The 17778-nt window shown below is 46.5% G+C and carries 14 protein-coding genes; 9 read left to right on the top strand and 5 right to left on the bottom strand.

Translation table 11 applies throughout. The features are described from left to right. The first annotated feature begins 215 nt into the window (after nt 1–215). On the top strand, nt 216–2462 hold the full coding sequence (locus tag MKY16_RS18305) for a methyl-accepting chemotaxis protein (RefSeq protein ID WP_340956545.1): 2247 nt from the start codon (nt 216–218) through the stop codon (nt 2460–2462). Nucleotides 2463–2588: 126 nt separating this feature from the next. Then, nucleotides 2589–4364, top strand: coding sequence for a peptidoglycan D,D-transpeptidase FtsI family protein (locus MKY16_RS18300; protein ID WP_340956542.1), 1776 nt, complete (start codon nt 2589–2591; stop codon nt 4362–4364). Here MKY16_RS18300 and MKY16_RS18295 read toward each other — a convergent pair. After that, nucleotides 4352–5506 carry an AI-2E family transporter gene (locus MKY16_RS18295; protein ID WP_340956541.1) on the bottom strand — a complete coding sequence of 385 codons (1155 nt, stop codon included), beginning with the start codon at nt 5504–5506 and terminating at the stop codon, nt 4352–4354. The genes MKY16_RS18300 and MKY16_RS18295 overlap by 13 nt on opposite strands. A gap of 179 nt (nt 5507–5685) precedes the next feature. Here MKY16_RS18295 and MKY16_RS18290 point away from each other — a divergent pair, with 179 nt between their 5' ends. Continuing rightward, nucleotides 5686–7071, top strand: a complete 1386-nt coding sequence (locus MKY16_RS18290; RefSeq protein WP_340956539.1) for a polysaccharide deacetylase family protein — start codon at nt 5686–5688, stop codon at nt 7069–7071. Between the two features lie 99 nt (nt 7072–7170). Here MKY16_RS18290 and ilvD read toward each other — a convergent pair whose 3' ends face one another. The 3 genes from ilvD to MKY16_RS18275 form a co-directional block, all read right to left on the bottom strand. After that, nucleotides 7171–8859, bottom strand: coding sequence for a dihydroxy-acid dehydratase (gene ilvD, locus MKY16_RS18285; RefSeq protein ID WP_039272868.1), 1689 nt, complete (start codon nt 8857–8859; stop codon nt 7171–7173). A 345-nt stretch (nt 8860–9204) separates the two neighbouring features. Continuing rightward, nucleotides 9205–9453 (bottom strand): KGG domain-containing protein, encoded by a 249-nt coding sequence (locus MKY16_RS18280; RefSeq protein ID WP_165149659.1) that lies wholly within the window; start codon nt 9451–9453, stop codon nt 9205–9207. A gap of 176 nt (nt 9454–9629) precedes the next feature. Then, a complete protein-coding gene (locus tag MKY16_RS18275; RefSeq protein WP_039272871.1) occupies nt 9630–10664 on the bottom strand; it encodes an acyltransferase family protein in 1035 nt (344 codons plus the stop codon). A gap of 313 nt (nt 10665–10977) precedes the next feature. Here MKY16_RS18275 and MKY16_RS18270 point away from each other — a divergent pair, with 313 nt between their 5' ends. From MKY16_RS18270 to mgrA, 4 genes are all read left to right on the top strand, one after another. Then, entirely contained in the window at nt 10978–11784 is an 807-nt protein-coding gene (locus MKY16_RS18270) for an alpha/beta fold hydrolase (RefSeq protein ID WP_340956538.1), read from the top strand. Between the two features lie 14 nt (nt 11785–11798). After that, nucleotides 11799–12569, top strand: a complete 771-nt coding sequence (locus tag MKY16_RS18265) for an HAD family hydrolase (protein WP_340956537.1) — start codon at nt 11799–11801, stop codon at nt 12567–12569. Then, nucleotides 12566–13306, top strand: a complete 741-nt coding sequence (locus MKY16_RS18260; RefSeq protein WP_340956535.1) for an NAD-dependent protein deacylase — start codon at nt 12566–12568, stop codon at nt 13304–13306. The genes MKY16_RS18265 and MKY16_RS18260 overlap by 4 nt, the downstream gene beginning before the upstream one ends. A gap of 84 nt (nt 13307–13390) precedes the next feature. Continuing rightward, entirely contained in the window at nt 13391–14389 is a 999-nt protein-coding gene (mgrA, locus tag MKY16_RS18255) for an L-glyceraldehyde 3-phosphate reductase (protein ID WP_340956533.1), read from the top strand. A gap of 126 nt (nt 14390–14515) precedes the next feature. Here mgrA and MKY16_RS18250 read toward each other — a convergent pair whose 3' ends face one another. Further along, on the bottom strand, nt 14516–15382 hold the full coding sequence (locus tag MKY16_RS18250; protein ID WP_340956531.1) for an AraC family transcriptional regulator: 867 nt from the start codon (nt 15380–15382) through the stop codon (nt 14516–14518). 219 nt (nt 15383–15601) lie between these two features. On the opposite strand from MKY16_RS18250, the gene MKY16_RS18245 reads away from it, so the two are divergent. Continuing rightward, complete coding sequence (locus tag MKY16_RS18245) at nt 15602–16780, top strand: galactokinase (RefSeq protein ID WP_340956528.1); 1179 nt, start codon at nt 15602–15604, stop codon at nt 16778–16780. A 1-nt stretch (nt 16781) separates the two neighbouring features. Next, the gene (gene galE / locus MKY16_RS18240; RefSeq protein WP_013311504.1) at nt 16782–17771 is read left to right on the top strand and encodes a UDP-glucose 4-epimerase GalE; all 990 of its coding nucleotides are present in this window, start codon (nt 16782–16784) and stop codon (nt 17769–17771) included. Nucleotides 17772–17778 lie beyond the last annotated feature (7 nt).

Raw genomic sequence — 17778 nt, 5'->3', positions numbered from 1 at the left:
TAAGTCACAGATGAAAGAATCAAAAGCCTCTCCTATCGGTTGGAGAGGCCTTTTTTTGAATAGTTTTCTAGGAAAAAAGTTTCACAAAATTTAGTCGATGCTCAAAGGAAAGCTACATTCCTTGTCGAATAGTTCCGATAGAAGTTATATAGATAATAGATACATAATGGATGACGTGGAATTAGAAACTAATTATATGGTGGTAGGTGAGAGGAATGGGTTTACGGAAAAAAGAGGGGAATACAGTAAAAAGGCAACCCAAGAAAACGGATCAAATGCAGGGTTTGAAAGGCAGTAAAGCAACGAATAAAGGGGAACAAACGGTTGCGATGTCTTCGAAGGTTGCGCCCTGGTTAGCTAAGGCGATTCGTAAGGGTACACACAATTTAAAGCGTTTACTTAAGCCAGAAAGGTACAGTAAAGATTTCATGCATTTGGTCAAAAACTATAATCCGATACGTTCGGTTGGAATGAAGTTGTTTCTGATCTTTTTTGCGGCAATTATGTTATTTGTGGTCAGCTTGGGGATGCTCTCATACTACAAGGCTAAAAGTACGATTGAGCAAAATGCAGCAACGGCTTATCAGCAGACCGTTCAGCAAACTTCAGAAAAGCTTGACATTATTCTAGAGCGCTTTCAAGACACATCGACACAGGTATTTTTTGATACTGAATTAAGTGATCAGTTGCAAAAGGCTGTAAAGCAAGATAAAAATCCCTTTGCATCTTTTGTTGCTATGGGCGAAGTAAACAAGAAATTAACGAATATTGCTTTTACGAATAAAGCGATTGATTCATTGTACCTGTACCCAGAAGATACCAAGTTTGCTGCTATGGGCACCGGAACACAAAAGGATGTACGGCAGGAAGCGTGGTTTAAGGATATTTTGAAAAACAAGGGAATTGTTTGGCTACCTACGCAGGTGAATGACAATGGCAGCAAGACCTTTCGTCTGGCACGCTCCATGAACAGCATGTCCGGGTTGGGAGGGACTTATGTTCTGGTTATGGATTTAAAGTCCAGTGCGGTGGAGGACGAGTTGAAAGGTGTTAATTTGGGCTCAGGCAGTATGATTAGCCTTGTGACAGACAAGGGTGAGTTTGTAGGTTCTAACAATGAGAGCTTGGCAGGAGGAAAGACAAAGCTGGATTACGTTTCCAAGCTTGAAGGGATTGAAGGAAATCAAATTATGGAGCAGGTTGCAGATGGCAAAGAGCAAAATGTGCTTGCGGTTCATAATACGCTGGGAACTTCCAAATGGATTCTCGTGGGTGTAGTACCTGTATCTGAGCTGGTGAGAGACGCTAAGGGGATTCTAACCACGACCTGGATATTTGCTGCAGTGGCTGCACTCATTGCATTGTTCATTGGCTTGTGGATCGTGCGCCTCGTGGCTCGTCCATTGACACACCTAAAGGATTTAATGGTCGAAGGCGCCAAAGGCAACTTGCAAATTCGAACGAACTATAAGGCTCAGGATGAAATTGGGCAGTTGTCAGAAAGCTTTGATATCATGATGGAGCAAATTACATTGCTGGTAGAGCAGACGAATGCCTCAGCTCAGGAGGTTCTGAATACAGCAACAGAACTAGGCGATGCCTCGAAGAAGACAGCCATTTCAGCCAAAGAAATAGCAGCAGCAACGGAAGAAATTGCTCATGGCGCCGCCAGTTTGGCAACAGAGGCCGAACGTGGCAGCGGACTAACCGGGAATATATCTCAGCAAATGGATACGGTTATGGCTTCCAATCATGAAATGAGTCTGGTCGCACAAGAAGTTGAACAATCCAGTGAACAAGGGACAGTTCAACTGAAAAATCTATTGAGCAAGACTAAGGTTACGGAAGAAACTACGCATGCTCTGGTAGGCAAAGTAGATGAACTGAAGAAGACAACTTCCGATGTCTTTAAGGTGCTGGACGTATTACAGGATATTGCTAAACAAACGAACATTCTGTCACTGAATGCGACGATTGAAGCAGCACGAGCGGGGACGGCTGGGCGTGGTTTTATGGTGGTAGCCAATGAGGTTCGGCAGCTGGCTGAACAATCACGTCAAGCTATTCGCACAGCTACGGGTATTACTAATAACATCGTCAATGAGATGAATGAAACGGTACAGGCGTTATCTGAGGTGTACCCGCTGTTCCGGGAGCAGATGGGAGCCGTGCAGGAAACAACGGACATTTTCCAATCGGTGCAGCAGCAAATGGGAGAGTTCGCGCTTCGGTTGGGAACGGTCACCGCCTCCATTCATCATCTGAGTGAATCACAGACCACATTGTCCGAGGCAATGACCAATGTAAGTGCAGTAGCTGAGCAATCCTCGGCCACTTCACAGGAAGTCGCTTCACTCAGCACTGAACAGGCCAATATTGGTAATCAACTGGTAGGTTTGTCGGATAAACTGGAAGGAGTATCAGTGAACTTGAAGGAACAGCTTTCGCGGTTTACGGTGTAGATATAACTAAACCATGGGAATCAGGATTGTCACTGATCTCCGTGGTTAACCCATTCAACGTTAAAAGTTGAGTGGGTTTTCTTTTTCAACTACAGGACATACTACTGGAAAAAAGATGAAAGAAGGATGGGTGTGCCGAGGCGTGGTAGCAGTTTCATACGAAAACGTCGAATTGCATATATGGCCTTGGGGGTGATGGCGCTACTGCTGATTTTATTATTCCGACTGGCTTGGCTTCAGGGGACAGCGGGCATTCATATGTCCGTTTATGGGGGGCATTCGCTTAAGGAAATGTCAGCACGTCAGCGACAGGAGGGCATTTCTATCGACTCTGGACGTGGACAGTTTACGGACCGGCATGGGCGACCCTTGACTGGCGGAGTAGTATGGACGCCAGTACTTTTTCCCGATGTAGATGGCAAAGCGGCTTTACATGGCGAAGAACTGGCCGAGCTACTGCGTACGAATAAGAAGCAACTACTGACACGATGGAAAGGGCTGCAATCCCCGCTCATATGGCGAGATGGGCGCGGAGAGCCCGTACAAATCAATCCGCATGAAGCAGGCAAGCTGCTGAAGTTAGCCCCTTCGCTTATTGAGCTTGTACCTTATGCGAAACGTTACAGGGATTTGCCCAATGGCAGGCAATGGCTTGGCTTTTTGTATGAACGTGCCGACCGAGCGAGTGAACTGCCGATGGGGGCAGCCGGGCTGGAAAGAACGCTGGAGCCGCTACTGAGCGGCGTCGGTGAAACGTTCGTCTCCCGATTTGTAGATGCGCAGCGTCGTCCATTGGCTCATGTACCGCTGCGTGTCAGTGCTCCATCCAATGGTCACTATCCATTACAGGTACAGACTACAATTGATCTACCTATACAGGAACAGATTGAAAAGCTGACGGAATCTAGTCATTTGGCAGAAGGGGCGGTGGTAGTGCTCGATGCAGGCAACGCGGATGTACTGGCGATGGTGTCTCGCCCTTTTTATAATCCCGGTCATGTTGATCCCCAGAAAAAAACAGACTGGTCTAATCGTGCACTTAAGGCGATAACGCCTGGTTCCATTTTTAAGTTGGTTACGGCTGCTGCTGCACTTGAATCAGGTGTTGTCCAACCGCAGGAACAATTCCATTGTCATGGAACTTATGGCAAGTACGGTTTGGCTTGCTGGAAAAAAGAAGGACACGGTACCCTGAACCTGGAGGAAGGGCTTGCCGTATCCTGTAATAGTGTGTTCGCTCATCTCGGTGAACGGCTTAATCCTGAGCAAATTCAGGCCACAGCCTCTGCACTGGGATTGGGCCGAACTGTGGGCTGGCAGGAGCGGAATCTTGCAGGACTACCTCAATTCAGACCGCTGGATCACGAAGAAAAGGGAGCCGTATTCGGCCCCCATACGAACGCGTCTGATCCGGGCGTACGTGTACAGACAGCTATCGGCCAACGTGATGTGCTGGTGACGCCTCTCCAAGCTGCCAATCTCATCGTCACCTTGCTGCATGATGGTCAAGTACATGCACCACGCGTCGTCAAACGCATCAGTTATGCAGATGGTAGCACCTTACTGGAACTACCTACTCACGCTGCACCTTCACCTGAGGGTAGCCGCTTGATTCATACATCGACGGCTCGCACGCTTCGTGAAGCAATGGAAAAGGTTGTGACACAGGGGACTGGTGCCTCGTTGCGTAATAAATCATGGAATCTGGCCGGCAAATCAGGTACGGCCCAAGCTTTGAAGAACGGTCAACCTATAAATCACCAGTGGTTTATAGGTTATGGTCCGATAGAGCGGCCTCGTTATGCGGTCGCCGTCCTTGTGCAAAATGCTTTAACAGATTCTACAAATCAAGCTACAGCACTGTTTGGTCAAGTGATGGATCTGTTAGCTCAATCCTCTTGAGTACCACGAGTAGCTTCACGATCCTCCTCCTGTATTTTAACGATAAACGGAGGCTCGTCAAATTCCTCTGTCGGAAACCGAATCCATTTCTGTAGATAGCCTTGCTGCCACAATTCCTTGAGCAAAATGATCAGAATGGGTGACAGGATTAAGCCGGCTAGTCCAAAGATGGACAACGATATAATGGCAAAGGAAAGCATCAGATAGGCAGATGAAACACCGATGGAATTACCAGTGATTTTAGGCTCTGCCAGCTGGCGGACGATCACCGTGACAGCCATGACAATAAGCAGGCCTACAGCCAGGCCGGTATTGCCTGTGATGAACAGATACACTGCCCACGGAATAAAAATAACAGGCACACCCAACAAGGGCAGGATATCAAACAAAGCTGCCACGAGCGCCAATGAGAGGGCATTATCCACTTGCAAAATGAGTAAACCTATAAATACGAGAACAAAGGTAATCCCTACCAGCAGAGCTTGAGCCTTGAGAAAAGCGGAGATAGCTTTAAGTACGTGATTTTTCAGAAAAAGATAAGCAGTTTTTAGTGTCTTGGGTGTTTTACTACGGGCAATGCTCTTCCAAAGATTAATTTCCATACTTAAAAAGAACGCTAAAATGATTGCAATGGAAAAGTTGCCCATAAAAACAGTGAAAGAACTGAGGAACTGTATGAAAAAGGATAAGCCTAGCTGTGCCCATTTTGTAGCAATGGTGGTGGCAGTCGCAAAATATTCATTCACACGTTCGGTAACACCCGGAGGCAAAGCAGCGATTTTATCTTGAGAAAGATGAAGATACCGCGTGAATTCCGCTTGGATCATCTGAGTATACTGTGGGAGGTTTTGCGCCACTTTCGTAAATTGCGTAACCAGAATCAGACCCAATCCGAAAAAAATAGCAAGTAAAAGGATAATAAACAGCAATACGGAGAGTGCGGAGGCAAAAGGCTTTTTCATTCCTTTTCGATGAAAATAACGGGCAGCAGGTTCAATGCACCAGAACACGACGAACGAAAGGAACACAGGTGCGGCAAGTTGATACAGTTTGCTGGATACGAACATAATTAAATAAACGGTTAATACGATCAAACCGATATCAAAAACGGTACGCCAATATTTTTTGTACAATGGAAGCATATGGATACAACGACTCCTTTTAGATTTTTATTTATTGTACACTAAATTGGACCTCAATGCTGACCATATGAAGTAGCGAAATCTCGGCATGTTTACGTCATTGTGATAACATATAAGTAAGTGAGTTTTCCTCAGGAAGCCTGCTTGGGGAGTTCAGAATAGAAAAGTGGGGATAAAACGTGCAGACTTTGCTGTTATGGATGTTTTACATTTCAACTTTTTATGCTTTTATTCCGGCGCTGGTTAGTCGTATATTTGGTTTCCGGGTGTTCAGGCGCGGCAAAAGTGAACAAGAATATGCGCTCACCTTTGATGATGGCCCTGATCCAGTGTATACATCGCAGCTGCTTGATTTACTGAAGCGTTTTGATGCCAAAGCTACTTTTTTTGTTGTTGGGATAAATGCAGAAAAACACCCTGAGCTTCTGAAACGCATGCATGATGAAGGTCATCTAATTGGTATTCATAATTATGTGCACAAATCGAATTGGCTTATGCGGCCTGTTACTGTTAGAAGACAAGTTGCCCAGACAGAGTCAGTCATTCGTCGAGTAACTGGCGAGGGAACGACCTTTTATCGCCCACCTTGGGGGATAGTGAACTTCTTTGATATTTCCAACACCAATGGTCGTCGAATCGTATTATGGTCTTCCATGTTCGGGGACTGGAAGGCAAGCATTGGAGCTAAACAATTGGCAGAGAGAATGCTTAAAAAGCTAAGGGGTGGCGAGGTGATGCTGCTCCATGACTGTGGTACGACATTGGGGGCAGACGCGGAAGCGCCACAGAATATGCTAATCGCACTGGAGAAGCTACTGAGGGTCGCCCAAGAACGACAATTACGCAGCGTGCGGGTGGATACATTGTTTTGCCGTCAGTCTGTCAATCAACCTACTGCCTCCGAGATGTCCAGTACGGGTTGGTATAAAAGAACGCTGGTATTTGGATGGCTTCAGTATGAGCGTCTATTTCATGTTTTGTTTCGTCTTCGTCCCGTAAGTCAGGAGGATACGATCTTTTATTATCGTCGCCGTATCTATCATGGGCCAAATGTAAATATGGAGAACAGCAGGTGGCTAAAAAAAGGGGATCCGGTAATCGAACTTCATTTTGATAATAAAAAGTTGTTCCAATTGGGTTCGACGGCAAAGTCGATGGTACATCTAGCTATTCAATTAATTCGGATTGTAAAAAAACAACTTCCTGATCTGACCCAACGCATTGTACATGATTCTGAAATGAAGGGTGTAAAGGCGATCTATGCAGTAAGTATGATTCATCGGGGACCAGAGAAGTTGGGATTTCAAGTTCGAGAGCTTCCCAAAGGATTGTTTAAGCATGTGTCCACTGTATATCTTAAGCTGTTATTTCGTGTTATCCATCCTTCGGGCTTAGAGAAATTGAATGAAAAAAAAGATGTAATGGTACCGAAAATAATTGTGATGCCACTGGATACCTTGTTTGAACGTTTTCATCAGGGAGACTCACACCGCTCAAACGAAGCTCTTGAGCAAACAGCTCAGAGAGATGATGTCCATGCACTCAACAGCGAGCTGACTGAATAGGCTAACCCTGATGACCTAATAAAAAAGCCTCTCGATCCTTTGTTAGGGATCGAGAGGCTTTTTAGCCGTTCATAAAGTAGTCCTATCTTAGCAAAGCATTTAGATTTTCATAATTCCGCCGTTACTTGCGTTCGTCACCAGCTTGGAATAACGCGCCAGGTAACCCGTTTTCACCTTCGGCTCAAAGCCTTTCCAGTTGGCGCGACGACGTTCGAATTCTTCGTCCGTAATCTGGAGCTCAATCTTACGATTGTTCAAGTCCAGCTCGATGATATCGCCGTCCTCAACAAATGCGATAGGTCCGCCTTCTGCAGCTTCGGGGGAAATATGACCGATGGAGATACCACGGGAAGCACCTGAGAAGCGTCCGTCTGTAATCAGGCCAACCTTAGCACCAAGCCCCATACCCACGATTTGTGAAGTTGGAGCGAGCATTTCAGGCATACCAGGTCCGCCTTTTGGACCTTCATAACGGATAACAACCACGTGTCCTTCATTAATTTTACCGTTGGCGATACCTGCCAGTGCATCTTCCTGTGAATCAAAGCAGATAGCAGGACCTTTGTGATAACCACCAACCGAAGGATCAACTGCACCGACTTTAATGATGGAGCCTTGCGGTGCAAGATTACCGAATAATACAGCCAGACCGCCACGTTCGGAATAAGGGTTGTCCAGTTTGTGGATGACGTTAGTATCCAGAATTTCCTGACCCTCTACGTTTTCACGAATGGTTTTTCCGGTTACAGTAATACAGTCTCCATGCAGTGCGCCCGGTTTCTTCAACAATTCATTCAGTACTGCGCTTACGCCGCCTGCATTATGAACATCCTCAATATGATAGTCGGAAGCAGGTGCCAATTTGGACAAATGAGGTACGCGGTTTGCGACTTCATTAATACGTTCGATAGGGTAGTCAACTTCTGCTTCATGGGCAAGTGCCAATGTATGCAATACTGTATTTGTGGAACCGCCCATTGCCATATCCAATGCAAATGCATTATCAATAGCTTCTTTAGTCACGATATCACGTGGTTTAAGATCCAGCTTAATCAATTCCATCAATTGGCGTGCAGATTGTTTAACGAATTCTTTACGTTCTTCTGCTACTGCGAGAATGGTGCCGTTACCCGGCATAGCCAGACCCATTGCTTCTGCGAGACAGTTCATGGAATTCGCTGTGAACATCCCTGAACAGGAGCCACATGTCGGACAGCCATATTGTTCTAATTCAAGCAAGCTTTGATCGTCGATTTTACCAGCCTGATATGCACCTACGCCTTCGAAGACGGAGGTCAGGGAAATAGAGCGACCGTTCTTGTCTTTACCAGCTTTCATAGGACCGCCGCTGACGAAAATAGTTGGAATGTTAACGCGCAATGCGCCCATCATCATGCCAGGGGTAATTTTATCACAGTTAGGAATACAAACCATGCCGTCAAACCAGTGAGCGGACACGACAGTTTCCAGAGAGTCAGCTATAATTTCGCGACTGGGCAGAGAATAACGCATACCGATGTGGCCCATGGCAATGCCGTCGTCTACACCGATGGTGTTAAACTCGAAAGGTACACCGCCTGCGTCACGAATGGCTTGCTTGACAATTTTGCCAAACTCCTGCAAATGGACGTGGCCCGGTACGATATCAATATACGAGTTACATACCGCAATAAACGGTTTGTCAAAATCTTCTTCCTTGACACCCGCTGCGCGCAGCAAGCTGCGGTGAGGAGCGCGGTCAAAGCCTTTTTTAATCATATCGGAACGCATTTTCGTCTTAGCTGTCATGATGCTGGTTTCCCCCCAAAGTATAAAAATAGTATGGCGTTCAATGGACGCCGTAATAGCGCAGATGTTTTCTAAAGAGTCTATCATAGATGTGAGCTTTTTTCTACATATATGAAGATTTTGAAAAAGTACAAGAAGTGTTCTGTAATCAACAATATATAGATATGACCAGTTTTATTTGTCTATATATTGCATTTAGAGGAGGTTAGAATGTGATTCTATTAGAAATATGTATACTGATAGGTTTGCGTATCAGGTAAAATATGAAAGGGCCCATTCCGCAATAAAGCAGATGGGCTCAAGCTTGTTTTTATGTTAAAGGAGGGCGGAAGAGGACATTACACCTTAATTTCTGCCGCCTTTACGACCGATGTCTCTGTAGAAATCTTTGTCATGCGACTCAGCTGTAGCATCGCCGCCCTTTTTGCCGATTTCCTGATAAAATTCTTTATCGTGAGAGTTTGCGGTTGCTTCCCCGCCTTTTTTACCAATCTCCTGATAAAATTCCTTATTGTGCTTCTTGGAAGTAGCCTCTCCACCCATACGACCTGCCTCTTCGCGACTCATTTTCCCCTGATTTTGATTACGTGCCATTACAAATCACTCCTTAATAAAAAAGTTGTTTTTTGTTGCGCGCATCCTTTACTTACCACGTCACGCCTGTATGAAACAGGCTCCAAGTGGAGTAAAGAGGGGGTAGACTCGCTTACATGTTGGTCTGTAAGTGGGTTGTGGCGTGTTCAATGTTAAATAAAAAATGGATAAAAAAATTACGCGGACCGTCTAAAGGGATAAGGAGCTGGCTTTAGCATCCACTCTACCTGTGGCTCAATCAGAGGTCGTGTTGCAGTTCGAACCCAAGGCATGGTCAACATACAGCACAGACCAGCAGCACACACTACAATCAACATGACTTCCACTGGAGTGTCTATATATTCGTAGACTCCCTTCGCAACGACGGTACGGACGATCAAGCCATGCAGTAAGAAGACATATAGTGTCCGTCTTCCCATCTCGGTTATACGTCCTGTGACAGCTGGAACAAAGCTTAGGAACGCCATGGATGCTATCCATTGAACTCCATAAATGCCGATGCGGTAAATTCCTGCGTACCATTCGGTATGGCCCAATTCACCGTAAGTCATATTGCCATACAGCCAGCCTGCCGGGATGTCGAAATACGACGTTCCCGCCAGTACCATAAGCAGAAGAGATATAAAGCCAGCGATTATGCGGACTGGAGCTGTGAAGAACCGCCGAACGTCCGCATAATTCAAATGATAACCTGCTACAAAGTAAGGCAAATAAACAAAGGTTCTGCATACGCTCAGCCATATACCATCCACAGGGAGATACCCGACGAGGATACCGAGCAGCACGGATATACCCAATTGGAGGACAGGTGGTATTTTCTGAAAAGACAGCATTAGCAGTCTCCAACAGATATGGCTGGCAAGGAACCAGAGTAGCAAATAAGGAGCAAAGAACGAATGATGGATATGGGGAACGTGGAAGAGCGCAACATCCAAGATCGAATAGAGCGATTGAAAAATAAGATATTGCATACCGATCTGAAGCAGAACTTTTCGGCCTGCAGATCCGGTCAAAGATGTTTGGGCAAAGTAGCCTGTAACGAGTACAAACAACGGCATATGAAACATGAATATCCAGCTGAACCATTGTTGAGCAATATGAAATGAACCGACTAGAGGTTCCAGAGCATTTCCTGCAAATACGCATATGATCAACAGAAATCGCAAATTGAGAAAGAAGCTTTCCCCTTGTACATCATGGCTTGTCGTCATGTGTTTCCCTCCGAGCGGCTTCTGCCGAATAAACTATTTAAAAAATAATTCTTTACAAGGAACAAGGTACGATACTCTGGACTTTATCATTGTGATTTTATTCACAATAGTAAGCGTTATCATAACCTTATTGTGTGGCGAAAGCTTGAACACCAGACAAAGACGGGCTAATACCTGGAAATGTATGCTGATTTGACCCTGTATGTGCAACGATGTTACCCTAACAAGGCTATAGTTACGCTGAGAATACAGCGGCACATTTTATATTCAAAAACCGAATTACGAGGTACGAAAGACGAAAGGGACTTTTACAATGAGAAGAAGAACAAGAAGATCATACAATTCATATGGGACACGTGGTCCTCGGAGAATATGGAAAGTTCTCTTAGGCATCCTGATTATTATTGCACTGATAGCAGGGTGGGGAGCATGGAAGGTATTTACGCCTTATCAGCCTGACGAGACGGCGGCGGCTGCATTAGCCGAAGTAGCGGATGCTGTGAAAGTAAATGAACAAGAATATTGGGTTGGTTTTGAGCCTGTAAAAAGAAGCGGAGCTGGAGTCATTTTGTATCCAGGGGCGTTGGTGAAGCCCGAAAGCTATGCGCCTTTGGCACGCCGTCTGGCGGAAAAGGGTCATCATGTGATTATTGCAAAAATGCCACTCAACCTTGCATTGATCTCCCCGGATCTAGCGAATGAAGTGCTAAAGGCATATCCGAAAGAAGCGTTTGTTATTGGAGGTCATTCGTTAGGTGGAGTGATGGCGGCCCGATATGCAGCTGCGCATCCTGATCAGGTCAAAGGTGTATTTTTCCTTGCCTCCTACCCGGATAACAAAGGAAATTTAAAGGATAAAAATCTGCCTGTTATTTCTCTACTGGGAAGTGATGATGGAGTCGTCCAGATGGAAAATGTCCAAAGTGGTAGAACTTATTTACCAGCCAACACGCTGTATTTTACAGTCGAAGGGGGTAATCATGCTCAATTCGGCAGTTATGGTGCCCAAAAAGGGGATAATCCTGCAAAAATTAGCGCTGTCGAGCAATGGAATCAGACGGTAACGGCTTTACAGGACTGGATGAAAGAAAGTGTGGATGTGGCTCCTAAGAATCAGTAAAGGAGGTATGCTGCATGTCTGAGCTGATCGTGCAGGGGGAGCGGTACCCATGCCGTGGTATTTTATTGGATAAAGATGGAACGTTGCTGGATTTTATTCAGTTGTGGGGCCCCTGGGCTCGTTCTATACTGGATATGATGGAGCAGCATCTTGCCGTGGCGGGTGCCGGTTTTACGGTGGAAAAAGGTACCGTTCTAGGTACTGTTCACGATCAGGAGGGGCGTGTGATCGGTTACGATCCTTCTGGCCCGCTGGCCATGGGGACGGTGGACGAAAGTACAGGGGTACTGGCTTGGCAGCTTTATACTGCTGGTGTACCGTGGAATGAGGCTGTGCGGCTTGTCCGCGACTTTAATAAAACGGCGATGGCTGATATTCGGCGACATCGGGCAGCGAAGGTGTTTCCAGGATTGCGGACGTTGCTTGAGCAAAGCCGCCATGCCGGGCTGAAGCTGGCAGTTGTGACCTCTGACAGTACCGAGGCTGCACAGGAGCATTTGGAGTGGATGGGGCTGACATCTTATTTTGACGAGATTATCGGACATGATAGGGTTACATACGGTAAGCCTGACCCGGAAATGGCTGAAAAAGCCTGCGCATTACTAGGACTGTCGCCGGCGGACGTGGTAGTCATTGGAGACAGCAATGGGGATATGCAGATGGGCAAACGTGCCGGAGTGCGGCTCGCTATTGGATTTGCGCCAGAAGCAGAACGTTCTGGTCATTTGCTGGATGCGGATATGGTTGTTCGTGGATATGAAGAACTGGAGGTGCGTAGGGTATGAAAGTTAATACGTTGGCGGAATGGATACAGCAATCGCAGAATGTTGTTTTTTTCGGCGGAGCAGGCACATCGACGGAAAGCGGTATTCCGGATTTTCGTTCGGCAGCAGGCCTGTATCAAAGTGAGGAGAAATTGTCTTATTCCCCTGAGGTTATGCTGAGCCGTTCATTTTTTGTGAAGCATCCTGAGGTGTTCTTCGACTTCTATCGCAGCAAAATGCTGCATCCCGATGCTGAGCCGAACGGTTGTCATCATTTCCTCGCGTCATTGGAAAAACAAGGCCGTCTAAAAGCGGTTGTGACCCAAAATATTGACGGTTTACATCAGGCTGCAGGTAGTGTGAATGTACTAGAACTTCATGGCTCGGTACATCGCAACCACTGTATGGAATGTGGACGCTTTTACAGTCTAGATGAAGTGATGAACAGCTCTGAGGTTGTACCCAAATGTCCGATAGATGGAGGAATTATCAAACCGGATGTCGTTTTATATGAGGAGGAGCTGAATCAGGATACCATTATTCAATCCGTTCAGGCTATTTCGCAGGCTGATCTGCTGTTAATTGGAGGAACGTCGCTGACAGTACATCCCGCTGCGGGCTTGATTACTTATTTTCGTGGTAAACATACGGTGCTGTTGAATACAGATCCGACCTCGTATGATCATAAGGCGGATCTTTTAATCACTGATCCAATCGGTAAAGTTATGGAAAAACTTGCTCATCAATTAGGTTTGTAATCGTTTTCTTGTCAACGCCTGGATAAAAGCGCTATGATGATGTTGTGATGGACATTACAATGTTTCGAGAGAGGCTGGGATAGCATGGTTTATTTAGCTGGCGAAGATCGTTATGAAAGTATGAAATATAACCGTACAGGGAGATCAGGTCTAAAACTGCCCGCTATTTCGCTAGGCTTGTGGCACAATTTTGGCGGGATTAACAACGCGGAGAATGGCCGTAGCATGATTACCCGCTCCTTTGATCTGGGAATTACGCATTTTGATTTAGCTAATAACTATGGCCCTCCTGCGGGATCAGCTGAGGAATTTTTTGGACAAGTTTTAGCCAGTGATATGAAACCGTACCGGGATGAGTTGGTCATCTCCACCAAAGCGGGCTACAATATGTGGGCAGGGCCTTATGGAGACTGGGGATCTCGCAAGTATATGATATCTAGTCTGGATCAGAGCCTGAAGCGGATGGGGCTGGACTATGTCGATATATTCTACTCTCACCGATTTGATCCTGATACGCCGCTGGAAGAAACGATGGGAGCACTGGATCATATCGTACGTTCTGGCAAAGCGCTGTATGTGGGTGTGTCCAATTATAGTGCGGAGCAAACAGCGGAAGCAGCTCGCATTCTGAAGGAACTGGGAACACCGCTTCTGATTCATCAGCCGAAATACTCCTTGCTTGACCGCTGGATTGAAAATGGATTACAAGATGTACTGGACGAAAACGGGGTAGGCAGCATTGCCTTTTGCCCGCTGGCGCAGGGATTGCTGACCAATAAATATTTGAACGGAATTCCTGAGGATTCACGTGCAGCGAGTACATCGGTTTTCCTGAATGAGAACCATGTGACGCCAGAGACACTTCGCAAGGTACGCGCCCTGAATCAGATGGCTGCTGCACGCGGGCAAAGTTTGGCTCAATTCTCGCTGGCCTGGGCTCTGCGCGGCGAACGTCTGACCTCTGTCTTGATTGGGGCAAGCCGTGTAAGCCAAATTGAAGAAAATGTTGCTACCTTATCCAATCTGGACTTTACTCAGGAGGAACTGGATCGGATTGATTCGATTCTGAATGCCGGGAACTGACAGGACGGCGGCACAGCCTAATGGCGAAAGTTAATTTGTAGTCATCGGCCTAATTTCGTGTTCTCTTATACAATATAAATTAACAGCCCGTATCCGTTTGAAGGATGCGGGCTGTTTAAGTCTGTTTTACGACTGTGGATACTGCTTAACCTTGCTTCGGTACTCGGTTGGAGACTGACCACAGAAGCGCTTGAATTGACGTGAGAAATATAAGGCATCAGTTAGTCCGACCGAAGCGGCCACTTGCTCTACCGATAGTTCAGGACGCTCACGCAGCAGTTGACGTGATTTGTCAATTCTTAGCTTAAGCAGATAGGTGACGGGGGAGATGCCCGTTTCCTTTTTGAATATCCGGGACAAATACGCACGGTTATAACCAAGTCCTTCAGACATTTGCTCAATGGAAACGGGATGTGCGTACTGAGTGGACATATATTGCACCATCTGCTTGACTGTACGTTGAATTTGCGAATCCGCCCCGGACGGATCAGTCCAGTCGCTCAGGTAATTGCCTGCTTCCCCCATAATCAGATACAAATAGCCCAAGGCTGATAAATGAGAACTAGATTTTCTGCTATAAAAGGCCAATTGCATTTGTTTCAAATAACCGGGGATGGGACTTTGACCGGAAGCATGGAAGACAGGCTGATGAACACGCAACCCTGCCCCTTGCACCACCTGCTCAGTATGGTGTCCGGTAAACGCAGACCAACGATAACGCCACGGTTCCTCTTCATCAGAGATATAGCTCACCAGCTGACCAGGATGGATAAGGAAAAAGTCGTTTTCTTCAAGCTGATATGTGTGCTGTTCCGTTCGGAAGATACCTTTGCCCGATTCCACAAAGTGAAGCAGATAGTAATCATAGATTTTCGGCCCTACGGCATGACCGGATTTGGTTTGGCTCTCTCCTGCAAAAAGCACATGCAGTGGGCTATTTTCATAAAACACTGGATTAGAGGCGACAGCATAACTATATGAATGCGCTTGCAAAATAGGGTCATCCTTCCTGCATTTGTGAATAGTTTAGCGTATGCGGTATACTTACATTGTACATATCCAAGTCACATTTATCCATAGCTTAAACACATGGATGCATTACATTGTGTGACGCTTTCATTTATACTGAAATCATAAGAGATGTCAACCTGATTAAGATGTTACAGGGAAATCAGGTGGCCTTTACTAACGGTATACGAGGTGGATGCGGATATGAACTCTGCTGAATTAAAGAAACATTTTATTAAAAAATATGGTGAAAGCAGCAATGAACTGCGGATATTTCATGCACCTGGACGTGTCAATCTGATTGGAGAGCATATCGACTATAATGGTGGTTATGTACTCCCGGCTGCGCTGGAATTTGGAACGACGCTGATCCTTCGTGCGCGTAATGATGATAAGATTCATTTTGCTTCGACAAACCTGTCGTATGAAGTATCTATCTCCCGCGGAGAAATAGGTAAAAACAAAACGGATGAGTGGGTGGACTATCCGGTGGGCGTGTTGGTAGAGCTAGCTGATAAGGGAGTTTATCCGTCTAAGGGATATGACCTGCTCTATCACGGAGAAATACCGAACGGTGCTGGATTATCCTCTTCGGCCTCCATTGAGGTTGTTACAGGATACGCGTTCCTCACTATTGAAAAACAGAAAACAGATACGGTCGAAATCGCTTTGTTGTCCCAGCGAGCAGAAAACAATTACGTTGGTGTCAATTGCGGCATTATGGACCAGTTCGCTGTAGCGAACGGAGCAGCTGATCATGCCATTCTACTGATGTGCGATACGTTGGATTACCGCAAAGTTCCATTCCGTACGGGAGATTATAAGTTGGTGATCGGCAATACAAATAAGCGTCGCGGTTTGGTGGACTCAGCCTATAACGAGCGGCGTAGCCAATGTGCCGAAGCACTGACCATTTTGCAGCAGCAAGAGCCGTCACTGGAATACCTCGCTCAGCTGGATGAGACGCGTTTCGGAGAGCTTCAGCACCACATCACGGACGAAACAGTGCGTCGGCGGGCACAGCATGTGGTGGAGGAAAACGCTCGTGTATTGGCCTCTGTCGATGCTCTCGCGGCGAATGAACTTGCAGCTTTTGGTCAGTTAATGAATGCTTCTCATGATTCATTACGCGATTTGTATGAGGTCAGCTGCACGGAGCTGGACGTCATGGTTGAAGAAGCCCGACGCATTCCTGGTACGTTGGGTGCTCGTATGACGGGAGCTGGATTTGGAGGGTGTACGGTTTCGTTGGTTCATGAGGACGATGTTGAACGTTTTGTGAAGGAAGTCGGCGAAGCTTATCAGACCCGCACAGGGCTGGAAGCCAGCTTTTATGTATGCAAGGCAGGAGACGGAGTTAAAGAACTGAAGGAGGACGAATAACATGGCCATTTTAGTAACAGGTGGAGCTGGATATATCGGTTCACATACCGTAGCAGAATTGTTGGATCTGGGAGAAGAAGTTGTGGTGCTGGATAATTTGCAAACCGGGCACAAAGCAGCGTTGCTTGGGGGCAAGTTGTATGAAGGGGATTTGAGGGATAAAGAATTACTGTCCAAACTGTTCTCTGAAAATAGTATCGATGCAGTTATCCATTTTGCAGCCAACTCGCTGGTTGGAGAAAGTATGCAAAATCCTGGTAAATATTACGACAACAATGTATTTGGCACGCTGAGCTTGTTGGAGGCGATGAAAGATGCCGGAGTGCGCCGAATTGTATTTTCCTCTACTGCGGCTACCTACGGCGAACCGGAAAAGGTGCCGATTGAAGAGGGTGACCGTACAGAGCCAACCAACGTGTATGGTGAAACAAAGCTGATGATGGAGCGCATGATGTCGTGGTTTGATAAAGTTTTAGGCATCAAATATGTGTCTTTACGGTATTTTAATGCGGCTGGTGCGCATGAGAGCGGCAAGATCGGCGAAGATCACCGACCAGAAAGTCATCTGATCCCATTGGTGCTCCAGACAGCCTTGAAACAGCGTCCACACATCGCTGTGTTTGGTGAGGACTATGCGACACCTGACGGCACATGTGTTCGGGATTACATTCACGTAAGTGATCTGGCGGATGCTCATGTGCGTGCAGTAAATTATTTGCGCGAAGGCAATGACAGCAACGTGTTCAATCTGGGCAACGGACAGGGCTTCTCTGTGAAAGAAGTAATTGAGACAGCACGCAAGGTCACCGGGCTCGAGATTCCAGTTGTGACAGAACCTCGCCGCGCAGGCGATCCAGCGATATTGGTTGCATCTTCTGACAAGGCTCGTTCGGTGTTGGGCTGGAGTCCAGCGCGTACCCAACTGGAGGATATTATTAGCGGAGCATGGGGATGGCATCAGTCGCACCCTCACGGCTACGGCGACGAATAGACGGGAG

Origin of the sequence: Paenibacillus sp. FSL L8-0641, from assembly GCF_038006265.1 — a bacterium.
GTDB classification, from domain to species: Bacteria; Bacillota; Bacilli; order Paenibacillales; family Paenibacillaceae; genus Paenibacillus; species Paenibacillus polymyxa_D.
This window is presented reverse-complemented; position numbering and strand designations above follow the sequence as displayed.